Here is a 16,372-nt window from a genome sequence, read left to right as displayed (position 1 = left end):
CCTCCTACACACCGGGCAGGGCCTCGATCAACGCGTCGATCCGGTCGGCGATGGCCATCCGCTCGGCCGGCGGCACCGGGCAGATGTCGAAAAGGGTAAAGAACTGCAGCCCCTCGATGGCGCACCAGATCGTCAGCGCCCCGGCGGGGTCGGTGGTTTCGGCGGCGATTTCGGCCCATTCCGCGGCGAACACCTCGCGCAGCTTGGCGTTTTCGGCGGGGTTCTCGGCATGGGCGGCGGTCAGCGCGACCCGCACCGGGTCGGGGCCCTGCAGCCGCGCGCGCATGGTGGCGTTGATCGCGCGCAGCGTCGGGTTCGGACGGCCGCCGAACCGGGTGCGATGCGCGTCGATCTCTGCCCGCACCCTGTCGATGAACCGTTGCAGCATCCCGTCCAGCAGTGCCTGCTTGGACGGGAAATGGTACAGCACGCCCCCCTTGCTCAGCCCGGATTCGCGCGCGGCGGCGTCCAGCGTCAGATGCCGGGCGCCCTCGCGCAGGGCCACCGCCTCGGCGGCGTCCAGGATGCGGCTGCGCGCGTTACGTTGGGGGCCGCCGGTCATGGAACACCTCATTTACTTTACCGACTGGTCGGTATATCTCGTGGCTGCCCGGGTCAAGCCGCCATGGCGCGAATGGCGCCTCTATCGCATGGCGGGTTTCGCTGCTGCGCAGAGGTGGATTTCTTGCGACTGCAGCATGGCGCTGCGATGAAGGCAGGGCGGCCCGGTCCCGGGCAGAACGGATGGAATGGAGCGCGACATGCAGAAAAAGACGATTCTGGCGCTGGTGGCGGTGGCCCTGGCGGCGGGGGGCGGTCTGATCACCCTGACCGGCAAGGGCAGCGACCTGCCCGACGGGTTCGCCTCGGGCAACGGGCGCATCGAGGCCGCGCAGGTCGATGTCGCGACCAAGATCGCCGGGCGTCTGTCCGAGGTCTTTGTCGCCGAGGGCGACCTGGTCGAGACCGGTCACGAACTGGCCCGGATCGACACCGCGCAACTGAACGCGCAGCTGATGCGCGCAAAGGCCGATATCGCCAGCGCGGAAAGCCAGGTGGCCGCGGCCGAGGCCGGGGTCGAACAAGCCAAGGCCCGGCTGATCCTTGCCGAAAAGGAACTGGCCCGGGCCGAAAGCCTGATGGATCAGGGCCATACCAGCACAGAGGTCTACGACACACGCGTGAGCGAGACCGCCGTCGCCCGCGCCAACCTTGTCGCGGCGCAGGCCAACCGGGTCTCTGCCGAACGCGCGGTGGATGCGGCCCGAGCGGCCGCGCAAGAGGTGCAAAGCATGATCGACGACGCGGTGCTGAACGCGCCGACGGTTGGGCGGGTGCTGTACCAGTTGGCCGAACCGGGCGAGGTGCTGGGCAGCGGCGGAAAGGTGCTGACGCTGGTCGACCTGTCCGATGTCTACATGGAGATCTTCCTGCCCTCGTCGCAGGCGCATCGCGTTGGCATCGGGACCGAGGCGCGGGTGGTGCTGGATATCCTCGATGACATCGCCATCCCGGCGACAGTCAGCTTCGTCTCGCCGGAGTCGCAATTCACCCCGAAAGAGGTCGAGACCCGCGAAGAGCGCGACAAGCTGATGTTCCGGGTCAAGCTGCGCATCCCGCAAGAGCTGGTGATGGACTATGTCGAGCAGGTGAAAACGGGTATCCGCGGCGTGGGCTATGTGCGGCTGGCCGGCGAAACGCAGCCCGATTGGCCCGAAGCGTTGCAGTCCCTGCCGCCCCAGGCGTTGAACTGATCGGCGCAGGGGGAGCGATATGTCAGATACCCCCGAACCGATCGCCCGCGTCGCGGGTGTCTCGCACGGCTACGGCGATGTGCGGGCGCTCGACGCCATCACCCTGGACATTCCCGCGGGCCGCATGGTGGGTGTGCTGGGTCCGGATGGCGTGGGCAAATCCACCTTGCTGGCGCTGGTTTCGGGGGCGCGCAAGCTGCAGACCGGCAGCTTGACCGTTCTGGGCGGCGACATGGCCGACGCCCGACACCGCACCGCGGTCGGGCCCCGCATCGCCTACATGCCGCAGGGGTTGGGCAAGAACCTCTATACCGATCTCAGCGTGCGCGAGAACCTGGATTTCTTCGGCCGCCTGTTCGGGCAGGGCCGGGCCGAACGGGCGGCGCGCATCGCGCGGCTGACACGCGCGACCGCGCTGGAGACGTTTCTCGACCGTCCGGCGGGCAAGTTGTCGGGCGGGATGAAACAAAAGCTGGGCCTGTGCTGCGCACTGATTCACGATCCCGACCTTCTTATCCTGGACGAGCCGACCACCGGCGTCGATCCGCTGTCGCGCCGCCAGTTCTGGGAGTTGATCGACGCGATCCGTGCCGAGCGGCCGGGGATGAGCGTGCTGGTCTCGACCGCCTACATGGACGAGGCCGACCGCTTCGACTGGCTGGTGGCGATGGATGGGGGCCGGGTGCTGGACACCGGCACACCGGCCGACCTGAAGGCCAGGACCGGCAGCGACAGCCTGGAGGCCGCCTTCGTGCGGATGCTGCCCCCGGACCGGCGCGGCGGTGGGGGCGAATTGATCATTCCGCCCCGCCCGCAGAATGGCGACGAGGGCCCTGCCATCGTCGCTCGGGGCCTGACCCGGCGTTTTGGCGATTTCACCGCGGTCGATCATGTCAGCTTTGAAATCCAGCGGGGCGAGATATTCGGATTTCTCGGCTCCAACGGCTGCGGCAAGACCACCACGATGAAGATGCTGACCGGGCTGCTGGAGGCCACCGAGGGAGAGGCGTTCCTGTTCGGCCGCCCCGTCGATGCGGACAATCTGGCGACACGCAAGCGGGTTGGCTTCATGAGTCAGGCTTTCTCGCTTTATGGCGAGTTGACGGTCATGCAGAACCTGAAACTGCACGCGCGCCTGTTCCACCTGTCGCCGGAAAGGACCGCGTCCCGGATTTCGGAATTGCTGACCCGGTTCGGCCTGACCGACCAGGCCGATGCGCACGCAGGGGCCCTGCCGCTGGGCATCCGGCAGCGCCTGTCGCTGGCCGTGGCGGTGTTGCACGAACCGGATATGCTGATCCTGGACGAACCGACCTCGGGCGTCGATCCCGTGGCGCGGGACGAGTTCTGGGAGCTGTTGCTCGAACTGTCGCGCCGCGACCAGGTGACGATTTTCATCTCGACCCATTTCATGAACGAGGCGCTGCGCTGCGACCGCATCTCGCTGATGCATGCGGGGCAGGTGCTGGTCTATGACGCGCCCGACGCGCTGGTCGCCGCCAAGGGGGCGGCGACGCTGGAAGAGGCGTTCATTTCCTATATCGAGGACGCTGTCGGAACGGATGGTGACGCTGCGCCGGACCGCAAGGCCCTGGCCGATACGCCACCGGGGGCCGCCCGGGACAAACCACTGTCGCGTTTCAGCCCCGGCCGGCTGTTGGCCTACAGCATGCGCGAGCTGATGGAGGTCATGCGCGACCCGGTGCGGCTCGCCTTTGCCTTTCTCGGCAGTTCGATCCTGCTGCTGGTGATCGCCTATGGCGTTTCCCTGGATGTCGAGGACATGCGCTATGCCGCGCTGGACCTGGAGCAGACGCCGCAAAGCCGGGCCTACCTGCGCAATTTCGAAGGATCGCGCTATTTCCTGGAAACCGAACCCTTGGGCAGCGTGGCAGAGATGGAGCGGCGCCTGCGCGCGGGCGACATCACCCTCGCGATCGAGATCCCGCCGGGGTTTGGCCGCGACCTGCTGAAGGGCAACACGCCCGGCGTCTCAGCCTGGATCGACGGGGCAAACACCATCCGCGCGGGCACGGTCGAGGGCTACGTGGCGGGTGCGCATTACAGCTACCTGGCCGATCTTGCCCGCGGCGCGGGCATCGACCCCGAGGCGCAGCAGGTGGCGATCATCGAGCCGCGCTATAGGTTCAACCCCAGTTTCGAGAGCATCTATGCAATAGGCCCCAAGGCGCCTGCGATGCTGCTGCTGTTCTTTCCGGCGGTGCTGATGGCTGTCAGCATGGCGCGCGAAAAGGAAATCGGCACGATCACCAATTTCTACGTCACGCCGACCAACCGTCTGGAATTCCTGGTGGGCAAGCAGTTGCCCTATATCGCCATCGGCTTCGTGAATTTCATGCTGCTGACATTCTTCGTGGTCGTGGTGATGGGCGTCCCGCTGAAGGGCAGCCTGCTGGCCCTGTCGCTGGGCGCGCTCCTTTATGCGGTGGCGGCCAGCGGGTTCGGCCTGATGATCTCGTCGATGACCCGCACGCAGGTGGCCGCGGTCTTTGCGACCACGATCCTCGCGATGTTGCCCACGCAACAGTTCTCGGGGTTGTTGCAGCCGGTTTCCACGCTTGAGGGCGGGAGCCGTTTCATCGGGCAGGTCTGGCCCGCGACCTATTACATGCATCTCAGCGTCGGCGCCTTCACCAAGGGGCTGGAGTTTCGCGACCTCACCCGCGACCTGATCGCGCTCGCCTGTTTCACGCCCGTTTTCGTGGCCGTCGCCGCGTTGTTCCTGAAAAAGCAGGAGAAATAGATGCAAAGCCTGCTGAACGTATTCTGGCTGGGCATCAAGGAGTTGCGGAGCGTCTTCAGCGACATGTTGCTGGTCGCGCTGATCGTCTATTCCTTCAGCTTTGCCATCTACTCGCAGGCCAACGCCGTGTCCGAGACGGTGCACAACGCGTCCGTCGGGGTGGTCGACGAGGACGACTCGACCCTGTCGCGCAGCATCCGCAGCGCGTTGATGCCGCCCTATTTCCAGGCCCCGGAACGGATCGCGGCGCGCGAGGTCGATCGGGCGATGGAACAGGACAGGTTCATGTTCGTTCTGTCGATCCCGCCCGGGTTCGAGGAGGACGTGCGCGCGGGCCGTCAGCCCACCCTCCAGGTCGACATCGACGCGACCGCCGTGTCGCAGGCCAGCCTCGGCGCGGGCTACATTCAAAGCATCGCGCTGGCCGAGGTGAACCGCTACGCCGCTCGTGCCGATGTGCAAACCGAGTACCCGGTGGTGCTGGTCAATCGCCGGGCCTTCAACCCCAACGGCACCCAAAGCTGGTTCGCCGCCATCGTGTCGCTGTTGGACCAACTGTCGATGCTGACCATCATCCTGACCGGCGCGGCACTGCTGCGCGAGCGCGAGCATGGAACGATCGAACACCTGCTGGTCATGCCGCTGCGCGCGGTCGAGATCGCGCTGGCAAAGGTCTGGGCGAATGGATTGATCATCCTCGTTGCCTTCACCCTGTCGGTACTGGTCGTGGTAGAGGGGCTGATGCAGGTGCCCATCGCAGGCTCGCACCTGCTGCTGATCGCGGGCACCACCGTTTACCTGTTCGCCGCCGCAGCCATCGGCATCTTTCTGGGTACCGTCGCACGGACCATGGCGCAGTTTTCGCTGCTTATCATGATGACAATCATCCCGATGATGATGCTGTCGGGCGGCATGACCCCGATCGAAAGCCAGCCCGCCGCGATCCAGCCCTTCACATGGTTCCTGCCCTCGCGCCACTACATGACCTTTGCCCAGGCGGTGGTGTTTCGCGGCGCCGGGTTCGAAATCGTCTGGCCGCAATTCCTGACCGTCGCGGGGCTGGGCGGGGTTTTCCTGGCCGCGAGCCTTGCGCTGTTCCGGCGCTCGATCTCCACCAGCCGCTAAGGTGCGAACCGCGAGTGAAGGCCGGAACAGGCTCACTTATGATAGATTTCCACCTATTGTGGGGTTGACCACCAGATCGCCAGTGCGGACACGAACCCCGATGCGATCAGGATCGTGCTCGACCTCACCGAGGGGCCGCGGAGGAAGCCACACGCCCGGCCGGTGCGAAACAGCAGCGCCGCGTAGAGAGCAAGTCCGACCGACGTCGCCAATGCAAGGCCGGCGGCCCCGAGCCATGGCGCGAGGGCGATCTTGAGCGCGATGTTGACGAGGGTCGCTGCGGCCAGAAGCCGGAGCGGCGTGCGAGTGTCGCCGCGGCCGTGGAAACCGGCGACGAGAGAGCGCAGCGCAAGCGCCGGAACCAGACCGAGGGCGTAGGCCGCGAGGATGGCCGCCGAGGCCTCGGCCGCTGCCAGATCGAAGGCGCCCCGGACGAACAGAATACGGATGGCCCAGTCGCCGAGCGTCGCCATCATCACCGCGACCGGTACGCCCACCATGAGGCAGATCAGAACCGCCCGGTCGAGCACGCCGCGCATGCCGGCCTCGTCGCCCAGGCCCGCACGCCGCCCGATATCGGGCAGGATGACCGTCCCGAGCGCCACGCCGATCAGGCCGATGGGCAACTGGTAGAGCCGGTCGGCGTAGTAGAGATGCGAGAGCGATCCGGCGGGCAGGAAGGTGGCGATGATCGTGTCCGCGAAGATCGCCACCTGCAGCGCGCCCGAGGTCAGGATCGCGGGACCGAGGCGGCGGAACACGAGGCGCGTGTCGGGCGACAAGCCCAGCCTGGGACGTGGCAGGGGCAGGCCCGCGCGCCAGGCGGTTCCGGCCAGCAGCGCCACCTGCGCCACGCCCGACGCCATGACGCCCCAGGCGGCGGCGTGGGCGGCACTGGGGAAGTGCATGGCCATCAGCAGCGCGCCGATCATGAAGAGGTTGAGCAGGATCGGGGCCGCCGCTGGCGCCGCGAAGCGGTCGCGCCCGTTCAGCAGGGCCGCGAAGAACGCGACCAGCGACATGCAGAGCAGGTAGGGAAAGGTGATCCGCGTGAGCGTGACGACCAGTGGCCAGGTCTCGTCCGCAGGCGACAGGCCGGGGGCGAGCACCGCCAGCATCCCTCCCGTGGCCCCAAGCGCCAGCGCCAGAAGCGCGAGGTTGGCGAGGGTCAGCCAGCCAAGAGTCTCCGCGCCAAGCCGCGTGCTGTCACATCCGCCTGCGTCGGCGGCGGCCCAGGTCGGCAGGAAGGCGGCGTTGAAGGCGCCCTCGGCCAGGATCGCCCGGAAATGGTTCGGCAGGCGGAAGGCCAGCATGAAGGCGTCCGCAACCGGTCCGGCCCCCAGCGTCGCCGCCAGAACGATGTCGCGCAGGAAGCCGAGGATCCGGCTTGCCAGCGTCAGCCCGGACACGGTGCCGAGTTTGCGCAGCATGCGGCGCACTCATCCCTCAGGCGGAGCCGTCATGCACCGCGTTGAAAGGCGATGTGCCGGCGGTTCTCGATTGCAAACACGACCCGCCATAGCGTTGATTGCGCGAATACGCCACCGCCTTCGAGGGAGTCGCCCATGGGCCTCGACCAGATCTTCGTTCTCGTTCTCGTCGGGGTCGTGTTCCTGAGCTTCCTCAGGGAATTCTATCCGCCCGAGGTGACGGCGCTCGGCGCCTCGGCGGCGCTTCTCGCGACGGGGATCATCGAAACACGCGACTTCCTGACGGTCTTCGGCTCGTCGGCACCCATCACCATCGCCATGATGTTCATCATCTCGGCCGCGCTGGAACGCACCGGGGTTCTGGCGATCCTGGGCGAGATTCTGAAACGTCAGGCGCGGGGGTCCTTTCTGCGGGCAATGCTGATGATGATGGTGGTCACCGTCGCCGCCTCGGCCTTCATGAACAATACGCCCGTGGTGATCCTCCTGACGCCGATCATGATCTCGGTCGCCGCCTCTGTGGGCGTCGCGCCCTCGCGGCTGCTGATTCCGCTCTCGTTTTCGGCGATTTTCGGGGGCACCCTGACATTGGTCGGCACCTCGACCAACATCCTTATGAGCGGTGTGGCGCGTGACGCCGGACAGCCCGCGATCACGATGTTCGAGATGACGCTGCCCGGGCTGGTCTTCGCCGCGGTCGGGATGGTCTACATGCTGCTCGCCGGGCGGTATCTGCTGCCCGACCGCGTCTCGCTGTCGAGCCTGATCGGGCAGGAGGGCAGGCGTCGCTTTTTCGCGCGGCTGCTGATCCCGCAGGGATCGAAATATGTCGGAAAGCGGCTGGCCGAGTTGCCATTCAACACCGCCGAGACGCGCATCCTCGACGTGGTGCGGGGCGAGGTTTCGATGCGCCGGACACTGGATGAGTTGACGCTCGAGCCCGGCGACCGGATCGTGCTCAAGACCGGGACGGGCGAGATCCTGGGCCTGAAGGAGAACGGCCAGGTCGAGTTCCGCGACATCGACGATCACGCGCTGGAACCCGTGACCGCCGAGCAGACCGTCACTATGGAAGCAAGCGTCGGACCGAAATCCCATCTGCGCGGGCGGCCGATCAGGGATCTGAAGCTGCGCCGGACATACGGCGTCTACCTTATGGCGGTGCATCGCGCCGAACAGAACATTTCGGAGGATCTGCCGGAACTGCGGCTGCGTTTCGCCGACACGCTGCTGCTGGAGGGCCCGCCCGAGGGCATCCAGAGGCTGATGGAGGATGGAGGGATCATCAACCTGTCGGCCCCTTCGGAACGTCCGACCCGCCGGTCCAAGGCACCGATCGCCATTGCCACGATCCTGGGCGTGATGCTGCTGGCCACGGTCGGGGTGATGGACATCGCCGGGCTGGCGGTGATCGGGGCGGTGATCGTTATGATGACCCGCTGCGTCGACCCCGAAGAGGCGTTCGACGCCATCGACTGGCGCATCCTGTTCCTGATCTTCGGCATGCTGGGCCTGTCCATGGGGATGGAAGAGACTGGCACCGCGCGCGCAATCGTCGAAGCGGTGGTAGGCACCGTCGGCGGGATCGGCCCGCTTGCCATCCTCGCCGCCGTCTATGTCCTGACCAGCGCGCTGACCGAGATGGTCTCGAACAACGCGGTCGCGGTGCTGATCGGCCCGATCGTCATCGCGCTCGCCATTCAGCTCGGTTTCGACCCGCGCCCCTTCATCATGGCGGTGATGTTCGCCGCCTCGGCCAGTTTTGCGACACCCATCGGCTACCAGACCAACACCTTCGTCTACGGTGCCGGGGGCTACAAGTTCTCCGACTTCATCAGGGTGGGGCTACCGCTGAACATCATCTTCGCCGTGGTCGCGGTGCTGGTCATCCCGATCTTCTTTCCGTTCTGATGGCGCCCAGGGTCACGCTGCAGTGAAATCGTGCACGAAGTCGGTGGCGGGCCTGGCGCCGATCTCGGCGGGTTTGCCGCCCTGCTCGATGCGGCCCATCGACATGACGACGACGAGATCGGCCAGCTCCATCGCTTCCTCCTGGTCATGGGTCACGAAGGCCGTGGATCTTCCGCGGGCCCCGGCGCAACTCCTTGCGGTTCCTGGTGTCGCGCGCGCCGAAGGGCTCAGCCCTGCATTCAGTCGTTGAATCGTGGTCATGCGGATGAGGTCCTTGGGCAGGTGCCGGGGCGCCGTGTAATGGGTTGATTTCGTTGTGGTGTGGGGACAGGACGCGCCGGGATCAGCTCGCCACTAGAGCGAAGCCAGTAGGCCAGCACGTCGTGTTCGGCATTTGCCATTGAGCTTGCGGAGGAACTCCGTCCAGATCGGCTCGGCCTCGGATGCGCCAATCTCCAGGCCCAAAACCCGATCATCTCGCGCAGCAGATCGGCATCGGGGGTCTTCTCGACGAAGTCGCGCAGGTTCATCCTTTCGGTGGTCCTCGGGGGAATCTCCGCTCCAGGTTGGTGTCAGCAACCAGACCCTACCGGAACATCCCCGGTGACCACCTCAGCCAGAACCTACACCACGCTCAGGGGCAGCATCTTGCCTGTGTGGCACGTGGCCTTGGCGATTGGCCCGGACAAGCCGGCGCCAAGGGTCGTGCAGGCGCCGTGAGTGTCACGTCTCCACTCGCCCGGACGCCAGGACCAACGGACCAGCCTGCACCCGGTCGCGGTCGTGGTGGCGGGCAACTTCCCACCGGGGCAGTCGGTGCCGTGCAGGAACAGGGTCGCGAAGGTGCAGGTGTGCTGGTCGGGGGCCTTCTCGCCGAGTTCGGCGTCGCCCCGGCTCGGATCGAGCGGATGATCGAAGGGCGCGGCGGATCGGCCGTGGACGAGCACGCCTCGGAATCCTTCGCCTTCGAGGCGGACGCCGCAATCGACAATTCGGGTTGTCTCGAATGGCTGGAGGCGCAAGCTCTGGAGATCGCGCTCGGCTGATCGCCGCTGCGGCGGAACGTGGCGCGAACATCGCGCTGGCCCGTTCACGCTTTTTGCACGCTTCCGGCGTGCACGGGCCGTCCCCGTCACAATATACGCGCAAAAATCACAATATTTTGTGTCGCTTGTGATTTTTGAAGCACGGCAAAATTCGCCTTGTTTTATTGAGGCCTAGCGCATAAACACGTCCGCGGAGACGTGGCCGAGTGGTCGAAGGCGCTCCCCTGCTAAGGGAGTAGGCGGGAAACCGTCTCGTGGGTTCGAATCCCATCGTCTCCGCCACATTCAGATACTGAATCCGTCTAGGGGCCCCGATTGGGGCCTTTTTTCTTTTTGTTTCAAAGGGCGTTGGCAGGGCCATCCGCCCTTCGGAGACTCAGCGGTTGACGCAGAATGGGTCTCCGAATGGCCCGTGTCTCTCTTCGAGCGCCCCTTGGTGGTCACGGGACGGCCCAAAACATCCCTGAAATTCCAATGGGTTGCCGCGTTCATGGGTTCGCCCCGTTCGCGAAATAATCCGGTGACGGAGACCGACACGAAGGCGCAGGGCGGTCAGAAGGACGGCTCCGTGGCGGCCGATCCCGAAGTCGGGCGGCAGCGTTCGAAGCGAGGAAGGACCCTGCCGGAAGTCTCTGATGACAAACAGACTTCGTGCCCATAGCCTGGCGCAATGTCGAACGGGCCTTGGACGGATGAAGAGAACGACCTGATCGTCGCGGATTACTTCGCGATGCTGGCCGATGACATCTCCGCGCGCCGCTACCGCAAGGCCGAGCATCGCCGGGCACTCCTGCCGCTGCTGAACGACCGGTCGGAGGGATCAGTCGAGTTCAAGCACCAGAACATCAGTGCGGTGCTGAAGGGGCTCGGCGAGGCCTGGCTCCCCGGCTACAAACCCGCGTTCAACTTCCAGATGACCTTGGTGGATGCCGTGGCGCGGTGGCTGGCGCTGAACCCGGCCTGGCTCGGGCGCCAACCTGGGCTGCAAACAACCACCGCCCTACGCGAGGCGGCGCAGATCTGGGTGGGGCCGCCGCCGACGCTGTCGAACCAGCCGCCTCCGCAGGAGCTGGACCAGATGCTGCACATCGCCCGCAAGTTCGACGTGGCGGGTCGGGACGAGCGCAACCGGGCCCTCGGCCGCGCCGGCGAGGAGCGCGTGCTGGCGCATGAGCGCGCGGCCTTGCGGACCGCGGGACGGGACGATCTGGCGCGCAAGGTGCGCTGGGTGTCGGACGAGGATGGCGACGGCGCGGGCTACGACATCGCGAGTTTCGCCCCGGACGGGCTACCGCGGCTGATCGAGGTCAAGACGACGAACGGATGGGAGCGCACGCCCTTCCACATCACCCGCAACGAGCTGGCCGTGGCCGAGGAGCGTCGGTCGGAATGGCGTCTGTTCCGCCTGTGGAATTTCTCACGCGAGCCGAAGGCGTTCGAACTGCACCCGCCGCTTGACGCGCATGTCTCGCTGACGGCGACAACGTTTCAAGCGAGCTTTCACTGAGTCTCAGTCGAACATCCGCTCCGGCTGTTCGTGCCACGGCAGGGCCGCGACGTCGGTCAGTTTCAACAGGGTCACGGCGGGCACCTCGCGCTTGTAGACCAGTCGCTTGAGGACACCCGGCGCGAGATAGGCGAGCCGCAGCTGGCGGCTGACATGGCGTTCGGCCAGCCCCACGGCTTTTGCCAGATCGGTGACCGTATTGAACTCGCCAGCTTCCATGCGCCGCCGCCAGCCCCACGCCCGGCCAATGGCGCGCAGGATATGCGGATCCTGCGTCCGGTCTTCGCTGGGCAGATAGGTGGCGGGCGGCATGATCTTCGGCCTGCCGTTCTGCTTGCGGACCTTGAGCGGCACGAAGATCTGGATGGACTCGTCGGAGTTCATCATTCTGCCGCCACCTTCTTTCGTGGCGCCATCATGTCGCGCATAACGCCCGAGACGCCGTCGGTCCGGACATCGATCACCAGCCCCTCGGACGTCACGGTGACCCGGCGCACCAGCAACTGTACGATCCGGGTCTGCTCCGCAGGGAACAACTGGCCCCAGACGTCATCGAACGTCTGCAGCGCGGAGATCACGTCGGCCTCGGCGAAGGCGTGACCCTCGCGCGCCAAGTGGGCGATGACCTGTGCCGTGATTGACGGGGCGCGCATCACCCGCCGCAACTCGGTCACCACGGCCGCTTCCACGAGGTCGGCAGGAAGGCGGCGCGGGATGCCCGCGTCGCTGGGTTCGCGATTTTTGATGGCGTCCATCGAGACGTAGTACCGGTATCGCCGCGCGCCCTTCTTCGTGCTGCTCGGGGTCATGGCGGCACCTGTGGCCGTAAAGATCAGCCCCTTGAGCAGCGCGGGCGCCTGCGCGCGGGTGTTGTTGGCGCGCTTTCGCGGGTTCTGCCGCAAGATGGCATGGACCTGATCCCAAAGCTGCTCGTCGATGATGGCCTGATGCTCGCCGGGATAGGCCTTCCCCTTGTGGACGGCGTCGCCGCGATAGACGCGGTTCACCAGCACCCTGTAGAGGTATCCCTTGTCGACCAAGGTGCCCTGCTTGTTGCGCAGCCCTTTGCGGCGCAGTTCGCGCGCCAGCACGGTCGCTGAGCCGACCTCGACAAACCGTTCGAAGATGCCGCGCACGGTGGCGGCCTCTTCCTCGTTCACCGCGAGTTTGCGGTCCTTCACATCGTACCCGAGCGGGACGTAGCCGCCCATCCACATGCCCTTCATGCGGGAGGCGCGGACCTTGTCCCGGATGCGCTCGGCCGTCACCTCGCGCTCGAACTGGGCGAAGGAAAGCAGGATGTTCAGCGTCAGCCGCCCCATCGACGTCGTCGTTTTGAACGACTGCGTCACCGACACGAAGGTCACGCCGTTGCGGTCGAAGACCTCGACCAGCTTCGAGAAGTCCATCAGCGACCGCGACAGGCGGTCGATCTTGTAGACGACCACCACATCGATCAGGCCGTCTTCGATGTCGGCCAGAAGCAACTTGAGGCCGGGCCTTTCCAGCGTCCCGCCCGAGATGCCGCCATCGTCATACTGATCGCGGACCAGCACCCAGCCTTCGGAGCGCTGGCTAGCGATGAAGGCCTCGCAGGCCTCGCGTTGGGCATGCAGGCTGTTGAATTCCTGCTCCAGCCCTTCCTCGGACGACTTGCGCGTGTAGATGGCGCAGCGCTGGCGGCGGACGTGATTTGCGCGTTGATCCATCAATCATTCCCCCGCTTTCGTTCGCGCAACCCGAAAAAGCGATAGCCATTCCAGCGCGTCCCGGTGATTGCCCGCGCAATCGCGGACAGGGATTTGTACGGTCGCCCTTGCCACTCGAACCCGTCCCGCAAGACCGTGATCGTGTGCTCGACCCCGTTCCATTCGCGGATCAGCCTCGTGCCGACCACGGGATTGCGAGGATCGGCGATCTGGCTCTTGCGTGTCAGGGTCCCGCCGACCTCGTCGGCCAGCAAGTCCAGCATGCGCCGGGTTTCGCGATCAGGACCGCCATACGTCAGCTCCTGGATGCGGTAGGCCAACCGGGTCTCGAGGAACGCTCGGCTGTTGTTCGGTGCCGCCGTGGCAAAGATCGTTTGCCACTCCGCCTTCAACTGGGTGACGGACATGGACTTCAGCGCGGCCAGGCGCGCGGGGATGGGATCGGGCTTCGTCATGCGTTTCTCCGGTGAGTTAGAGTTGCATGACGGCATTGGTCGTCGGGATAGTGTAGGCAACCTTCTCCAGTATTGTCAGATACTTCCGACCCATCCTGCCCGAGAAGCCGGACCAGCCCGAGCGCCAGCAGGCCGCACAGTTCAGTGCGGCGCTCGGCGGGGATCATCTGGTCGGGAGGAAGCGGGTTCGGGCGTTTCATGTCTCGGTAGCCGTGCTCGGTGGTGTCGTTACCGGTCAAAAGCCACCCAGCTGGCGGAGTTGGGATGCACCGAACAGGAGATCATGGCGATCACCGGCCACCGGACCAGCAAGGAAGTGACGCGCTACACCAGAGCGGCGAGTCAAAAAAACCCGCGCCGAAAGAGCCCTTCGCCGCCTGTCAGGAGAACAAAGCTAAGACAAAAGTGTCCCACCTTTTCCCGACATGTCCGCCAGCGGGACAAAATCGGAGCCTAAGCGTCTGATTTTCTTTTGAGATTTCTAATAGTGGTGCCCGGGGGCGGAATCGAACCACCGACACGAGGATTTTCAATCCACTGCTCTACCCCTGAGCTACCCGGGCACGGGTGAAGCGGAGGCGCTTCAGGTGGCGTGTTTCTAGACGCCGGGCGCGGGACTGTCCAGAGGGTTTCGGGCAGAAAATCAGTGCGGTTTCATCGGCTGTTGCGATACCTCGCGCGCCGCCTCTTCGAGGTCCTCGGGGCTGTCGGCCGGCACCGCATAGCTGCCCGAAAGCCACTTGCCGAGATCCACGTCAGCGCAGCGGCGCGAGCAGAACGGGCGGTAGGCGGGGTCGGCGGGCTTGTTGCAGATCGGACAGGTCATCGGGGCAGGGCCTCGGTCAGGGGCAGGCGTTCGCGCTTGCGGGTCAGTTCGGCATGGCCCAGCGGGGTCCAGCCGACGAGGGTGGTTTCCACCGGATCGGCGCGGAAGGCCGCTGTCAGCACCTGGTCCAGCGCGGTGCGGTCCTTTTTCGGCATCGGCGCGAAGTCGACGACGATCTGGCCCGCCAGCCCGCGGACCCGCAACAGCCGCGGCAGGGCGCGGGCGGCGGCGATGTTCGCCTTGAGACCGGCCGCGGGCGAGGTGTCGGGGCCGGTATTGACGTCGACCGCAACCAGCGCGCGCGTCGGCTGGACATAGACGCGCCCGCCGCCGGGCAGCGGCGCGGGCCCTGCAAGCGCCTCGATCGCCTCCAGCACGCCTGTCTCGGCGAAACTGCCGGGCCGGTCGATCACCTCGTCGGGGTCGGGCTCGGCCCAGTCGCGCCAGGCGCGGGTATGGGCGTCGGGGGCGTCTAGCAACAGTTCCGGCGGCCCCTCGGCGGGCTCGGCCAGGATGTCCTGGGCCAGGGTACGCATGATCGCGATATCCTCGGCGATGGCGTCTTCGGCGACATCCGCGCAGGCCGACCGCAGGATCACGCCCAGATGGGCCGCGGCCCCCGCCATCGCGTCATGGGCGATTTCCAGCAGGCGGTCGCGCTCGTCCTCGTCGCGGATCGTGCGCGAGACGTTGAAGCCGGGTGCATCGGGGGTGACGATGGCGTAGCGGCTCTTGAACAGCAGCCGCGGCGTCACCGGGACGGCCTTGCCCTCTTCGGCATAGCCCGTGACCTGCACCAGAAGCCCCTGCCCCGGCTTCAAGCCCTTGGCCTGCCGCAGGAAGGCCGAGCCGTCGGGCAGGCGCAGGAACACGCCGCCCTGCCCCTTGACCTGACGATCCACCACGGCACGCAGGATCGCGCCCGGCGCTGGCCGGTCGTCGGGCGGGTCGATCAACAGGTCGTCAAGCTGGCCATCGACCATCAGCGCTGCGGCCTTGCGGCCCGCAACCTCGTCGAGGATGACACTGCGCCCCTTCATCGGGCGGCCCCGCAGGCCGGATAACCCGCCCCCGCCAGCAACGCCGCCGTCTCGGCCAGCGGCAGACCCACGACCGCCGAGAACGAGCCATTGATCCACGGCACGAAGGCCCCGGCCATCCCCTGGATTCCATAGCCGCCGGCCTTGCCCTGCCATTCCCCCGAGGCGAGATAGGCGTTCAGTTCGGTATCAGAGAGGTTCTTGAACTTGACCGCAGTCACCACGTCACGCTCCCATAGCCGGTCGCCGAGTCGCAGGGCGACGGCGGTGATCACGCGGTGCCGACGGCCCGACAACGCCAGCAGGAACTGCGCGGCCTCGCCGGCATCCGCAGGCTTGCCCAGGATGCGGCGGCCCAGCGCCACGGTTGTATCGGCGCACAGCACCAGCTCGTCCGGGGCGGCCTCGACGGCGCGGGCCTTTTCGGTGGCCATGCGTGCGCAATAGGGGCGCGGCTCTTCGCCCTTTCGGGGGGTTTCGTCGATATCGGCAGCGCGCACCGCATCGGGCACGACGCCGATCTGCGCCAGAAGATCCTTCCGGCGCGGACTGGCTGAGCCGAGGATCAGCCGCAACGCTTACTTGAAGCGGTAGTTGATCCGACCCTTGGTCAGATCATAGGGGGTCATCTCGACCTGCACCCGGTCGCCGGCCAGAACGCGGATGCGGTTCTTGCGCATCTTGCCTGCCGTGTGCGCGATGATCTCATGGCCGTTTTCAAGCTCGACCCGGAATGTCGCGTTCGGCAGGAGTTCCTTCACGACACCAGGGAATTCGAGCATTTCTTCCTTGGCCATGAACACTC

Annotated in this window: 15 protein-coding genes and 2 tRNA genes; 7 read left to right on the top strand and 10 right to left on the bottom strand. The window is 66.0% G+C overall.

The window, feature by feature from the left end:
• Positions 1–4: 4 nt before the first annotated feature.
• On the bottom strand, positions 5–562 hold the full coding sequence (locus EV655_RS16070; RefSeq protein ID WP_132546378.1) for a TetR/AcrR family transcriptional regulator: 558 nt from the start codon (positions 560–562) through the stop codon (positions 5–7).
• Between the two features lie 199 nt (positions 563–761).
• On the opposite strand from EV655_RS16070, the gene EV655_RS16065 reads away from it, so the two are divergent.
• From EV655_RS16065 to EV655_RS16055, 3 genes are read left to right on the top strand one after another with little or no spacing between them, the layout of a single operon-like run.
• The gene (locus EV655_RS16065) at positions 762–1,754 is read left to right on the top strand and encodes an HlyD family secretion protein (RefSeq protein ID WP_132546377.1); all 993 of its coding nucleotides are present in this window, start codon (positions 762–764) and stop codon (positions 1,752–1,754) included.
• Between the two features lie 19 nt (positions 1,755–1,773).
• Entirely contained in the window at positions 1,774–4,518 is a 2,745-nt protein-coding gene (rbbA, locus tag EV655_RS16060; RefSeq protein ID WP_132546376.1) for a ribosome-associated ATPase/putative transporter RbbA, read from the top strand.
• The gene (locus tag EV655_RS16055) at positions 4,519–5,643 is read left to right on the top strand and encodes an ABC transporter permease (protein ID WP_132546375.1); all 1,125 of its coding nucleotides are present in this window, start codon (positions 4,519–4,521) and stop codon (positions 5,641–5,643) included.
• Between the two features lie 53 nt (positions 5,644–5,696).
• On the opposite strand, the gene murJ is transcribed toward EV655_RS16055, so the two are convergent.
• Positions 5,697–7,073 (bottom strand): murein biosynthesis integral membrane protein MurJ, encoded by a 1,377-nt coding sequence (gene murJ, locus EV655_RS16050; RefSeq protein WP_243645107.1) that lies wholly within the window; start codon positions 7,071–7,073, stop codon positions 5,697–5,699.
• Positions 7,074–7,208: 135 nt separating this feature from the next.
• Here murJ and EV655_RS16045 point away from each other — a divergent pair, with 135 nt between their 5' ends.
• The 4 genes from EV655_RS16045 (at position 7,209) to EV655_RS16020 (ending at position 11,537) form a co-directional block, all read left to right on the top strand.
• Positions 7,209–8,984, top strand: a complete 1,776-nt coding sequence (locus EV655_RS16045) for an SLC13 family permease (RefSeq protein ID WP_132546374.1) — start codon at positions 7,209–7,211, stop codon at positions 8,982–8,984.
• An 851-nt stretch (positions 8,985–9,835) separates the two neighbouring features.
• Positions 9,836–10,030, top strand: a complete 195-nt coding sequence (locus EV655_RS16030) for a hypothetical protein (protein ID WP_132546372.1) — start codon at positions 9,836–9,838, stop codon at positions 10,028–10,030.
• A gap of 192 nt (positions 10,031–10,222) precedes the next feature.
• Positions 10,223–10,312: transfer RNA gene (locus EV655_RS16025), tRNA-Ser, on the top strand.
• Positions 10,313–10,700: 388 nt separating this feature from the next.
• A complete protein-coding gene (locus tag EV655_RS16020) occupies positions 10,701–11,537 on the top strand; it encodes a protein NO VEIN domain-containing protein (protein WP_132546371.1) in 837 nt (278 codons plus the stop codon).
• 3 nt (positions 11,538–11,540) lie between these two features.
• Here EV655_RS16020 and EV655_RS16015 read toward each other — a convergent pair whose 3' ends face one another.
• The 8 genes from EV655_RS16015 to infA form a co-directional block, all read right to left on the bottom strand.
• The gene (locus EV655_RS16015) at positions 11,541–11,921 is read right to left on the bottom strand and encodes a hypothetical protein (protein WP_424511321.1); all 381 of its coding nucleotides are present in this window, start codon (positions 11,919–11,921) and stop codon (positions 11,541–11,543) included.
• Positions 11,921–13,246: a recombinase family protein gene (locus tag EV655_RS16010; protein ID WP_132546369.1), complete on the bottom strand. Its 1,326-nt coding sequence runs from the start codon at positions 13,244–13,246 to the stop codon at positions 11,921–11,923. The genes EV655_RS16015 and EV655_RS16010 overlap by 1 nt, the downstream gene beginning before the upstream one ends.
• Entirely contained in the window at positions 13,246–13,701 is a 456-nt protein-coding gene (locus tag EV655_RS16005) for a DUF2924 domain-containing protein (protein ID WP_132546368.1), read from the bottom strand. The genes EV655_RS16010 and EV655_RS16005 overlap by 1 nt, the downstream gene beginning before the upstream one ends.
• A 488-nt stretch (positions 13,702–14,189) precedes the next feature.
• Positions 14,190–14,264: transfer RNA gene (locus EV655_RS15990), tRNA-Phe, on the bottom strand.
• Between the two features lie 80 nt (positions 14,265–14,344).
• Positions 14,345–14,527: a DNA gyrase inhibitor YacG gene (locus EV655_RS15985; RefSeq protein WP_132546366.1), complete on the bottom strand. Its 183-nt coding sequence runs from the start codon at positions 14,525–14,527 to the stop codon at positions 14,345–14,347.
• Positions 14,524–15,567 carry a ribonuclease E/G gene (locus EV655_RS15980; protein ID WP_132546365.1) on the bottom strand — a complete coding sequence of 348 codons (1,044 nt, stop codon included), beginning with the start codon at positions 15,565–15,567 and terminating at the stop codon, positions 14,524–14,526. The genes EV655_RS15985 and EV655_RS15980 overlap by 4 nt, the downstream gene beginning before the upstream one ends.
• Positions 15,564–16,142: a Maf family protein gene (locus tag EV655_RS15975; protein WP_132546364.1), complete on the bottom strand. Its 579-nt coding sequence runs from the start codon at positions 16,140–16,142 to the stop codon at positions 15,564–15,566. The genes EV655_RS15980 and EV655_RS15975 overlap by 4 nt, the downstream gene beginning before the upstream one ends.
• A gap of 3 nt (positions 16,143–16,145) precedes the next feature.
• Positions 16,146–16,364, bottom strand: coding sequence for a translation initiation factor IF-1 (infA, locus tag EV655_RS15970; protein ID WP_037209844.1), 219 nt, complete (start codon positions 16,362–16,364; stop codon positions 16,146–16,148).
• Positions 16,365–16,372: the final 8 nt, after the last annotated feature.

This window comes from Rhodovulum euryhalinum (genome assembly GCF_004342445.1).
Classification (GTDB): Bacteria; Pseudomonadota; Alphaproteobacteria; order Rhodobacterales; family Rhodobacteraceae; genus Rhodovulum; species Rhodovulum euryhalinum.
This window is presented reverse-complemented; position numbering and strand designations above follow the sequence as displayed.

Excerpts from the sequence above, each read along its gene's own strand:
- EV655_RS16070 (WP_132546378.1), bottom strand. The coding sequence starts at position 562 with ATGACCGGCGGCCCCCAACGTAACGCGCGCAGCCGCATCCTGGACGCC.
- EV655_RS16065 (WP_132546377.1), top strand. The coding sequence starts at position 762 with ATGCAGAAAAAGACGATTCTGGCGCTGGTGGCGGTGGCCCTGGCGGCG.
- rbbA (WP_132546376.1), top strand. The coding sequence starts at position 1,774 with ATGTCAGATACCCCCGAACCGATCGCCCGCGTCGCGGGTGTCTCGCAC.
- EV655_RS16055 (WP_132546375.1), top strand. The coding sequence starts at position 4,519 with ATGCAAAGCCTGCTGAACGTATTCTGGCTGGGCATCAAGGAGTTGCGG.
- murJ (WP_243645107.1), bottom strand. The coding sequence starts at position 7,073 with ATGCTGCGCAAACTCGGCACCGTGTCCGGGCTGACGCTGGCAAGCCGG.
- EV655_RS16045 (WP_132546374.1), top strand. The coding sequence starts at position 7,209 with ATGGGCCTCGACCAGATCTTCGTTCTCGTTCTCGTCGGGGTCGTGTTC.
- EV655_RS16020 (WP_132546371.1), top strand. The coding sequence starts at position 10,701 with ATGTCGAACGGGCCTTGGACGGATGAAGAGAACGACCTGATCGTCGCG.
- EV655_RS16015 (WP_424511321.1), bottom strand. The coding sequence starts at position 11,921 with ATGAACTCCGACGAGTCCATCCAGATCTTCGTGCCGCTCAAGGTCCGC.
- EV655_RS16010 (WP_132546369.1), bottom strand. The coding sequence starts at position 13,246 with ATGGATCAACGCGCAAATCACGTCCGCCGCCAGCGCTGCGCCATCTAC.
- EV655_RS16005 (WP_132546368.1), bottom strand. The coding sequence starts at position 13,701 with ATGACGAAGCCCGATCCCATCCCCGCGCGCCTGGCCGCGCTGAAGTCC.
- EV655_RS15985 (WP_132546366.1), bottom strand. The coding sequence starts at position 14,527 with ATGACCTGTCCGATCTGCAACAAGCCCGCCGACCCCGCCTACCGCCCG.
- EV655_RS15980 (WP_132546365.1), bottom strand. The coding sequence starts at position 15,567 with ATGAAGGGGCGCAGTGTCATCCTCGACGAGGTTGCGGGCCGCAAGGCC.
- infA (WP_037209844.1), bottom strand. The coding sequence starts at position 16,364 with ATGGCCAAGGAAGAAATGCTCGAATTCCCTGGTGTCGTGAAGGAACTC.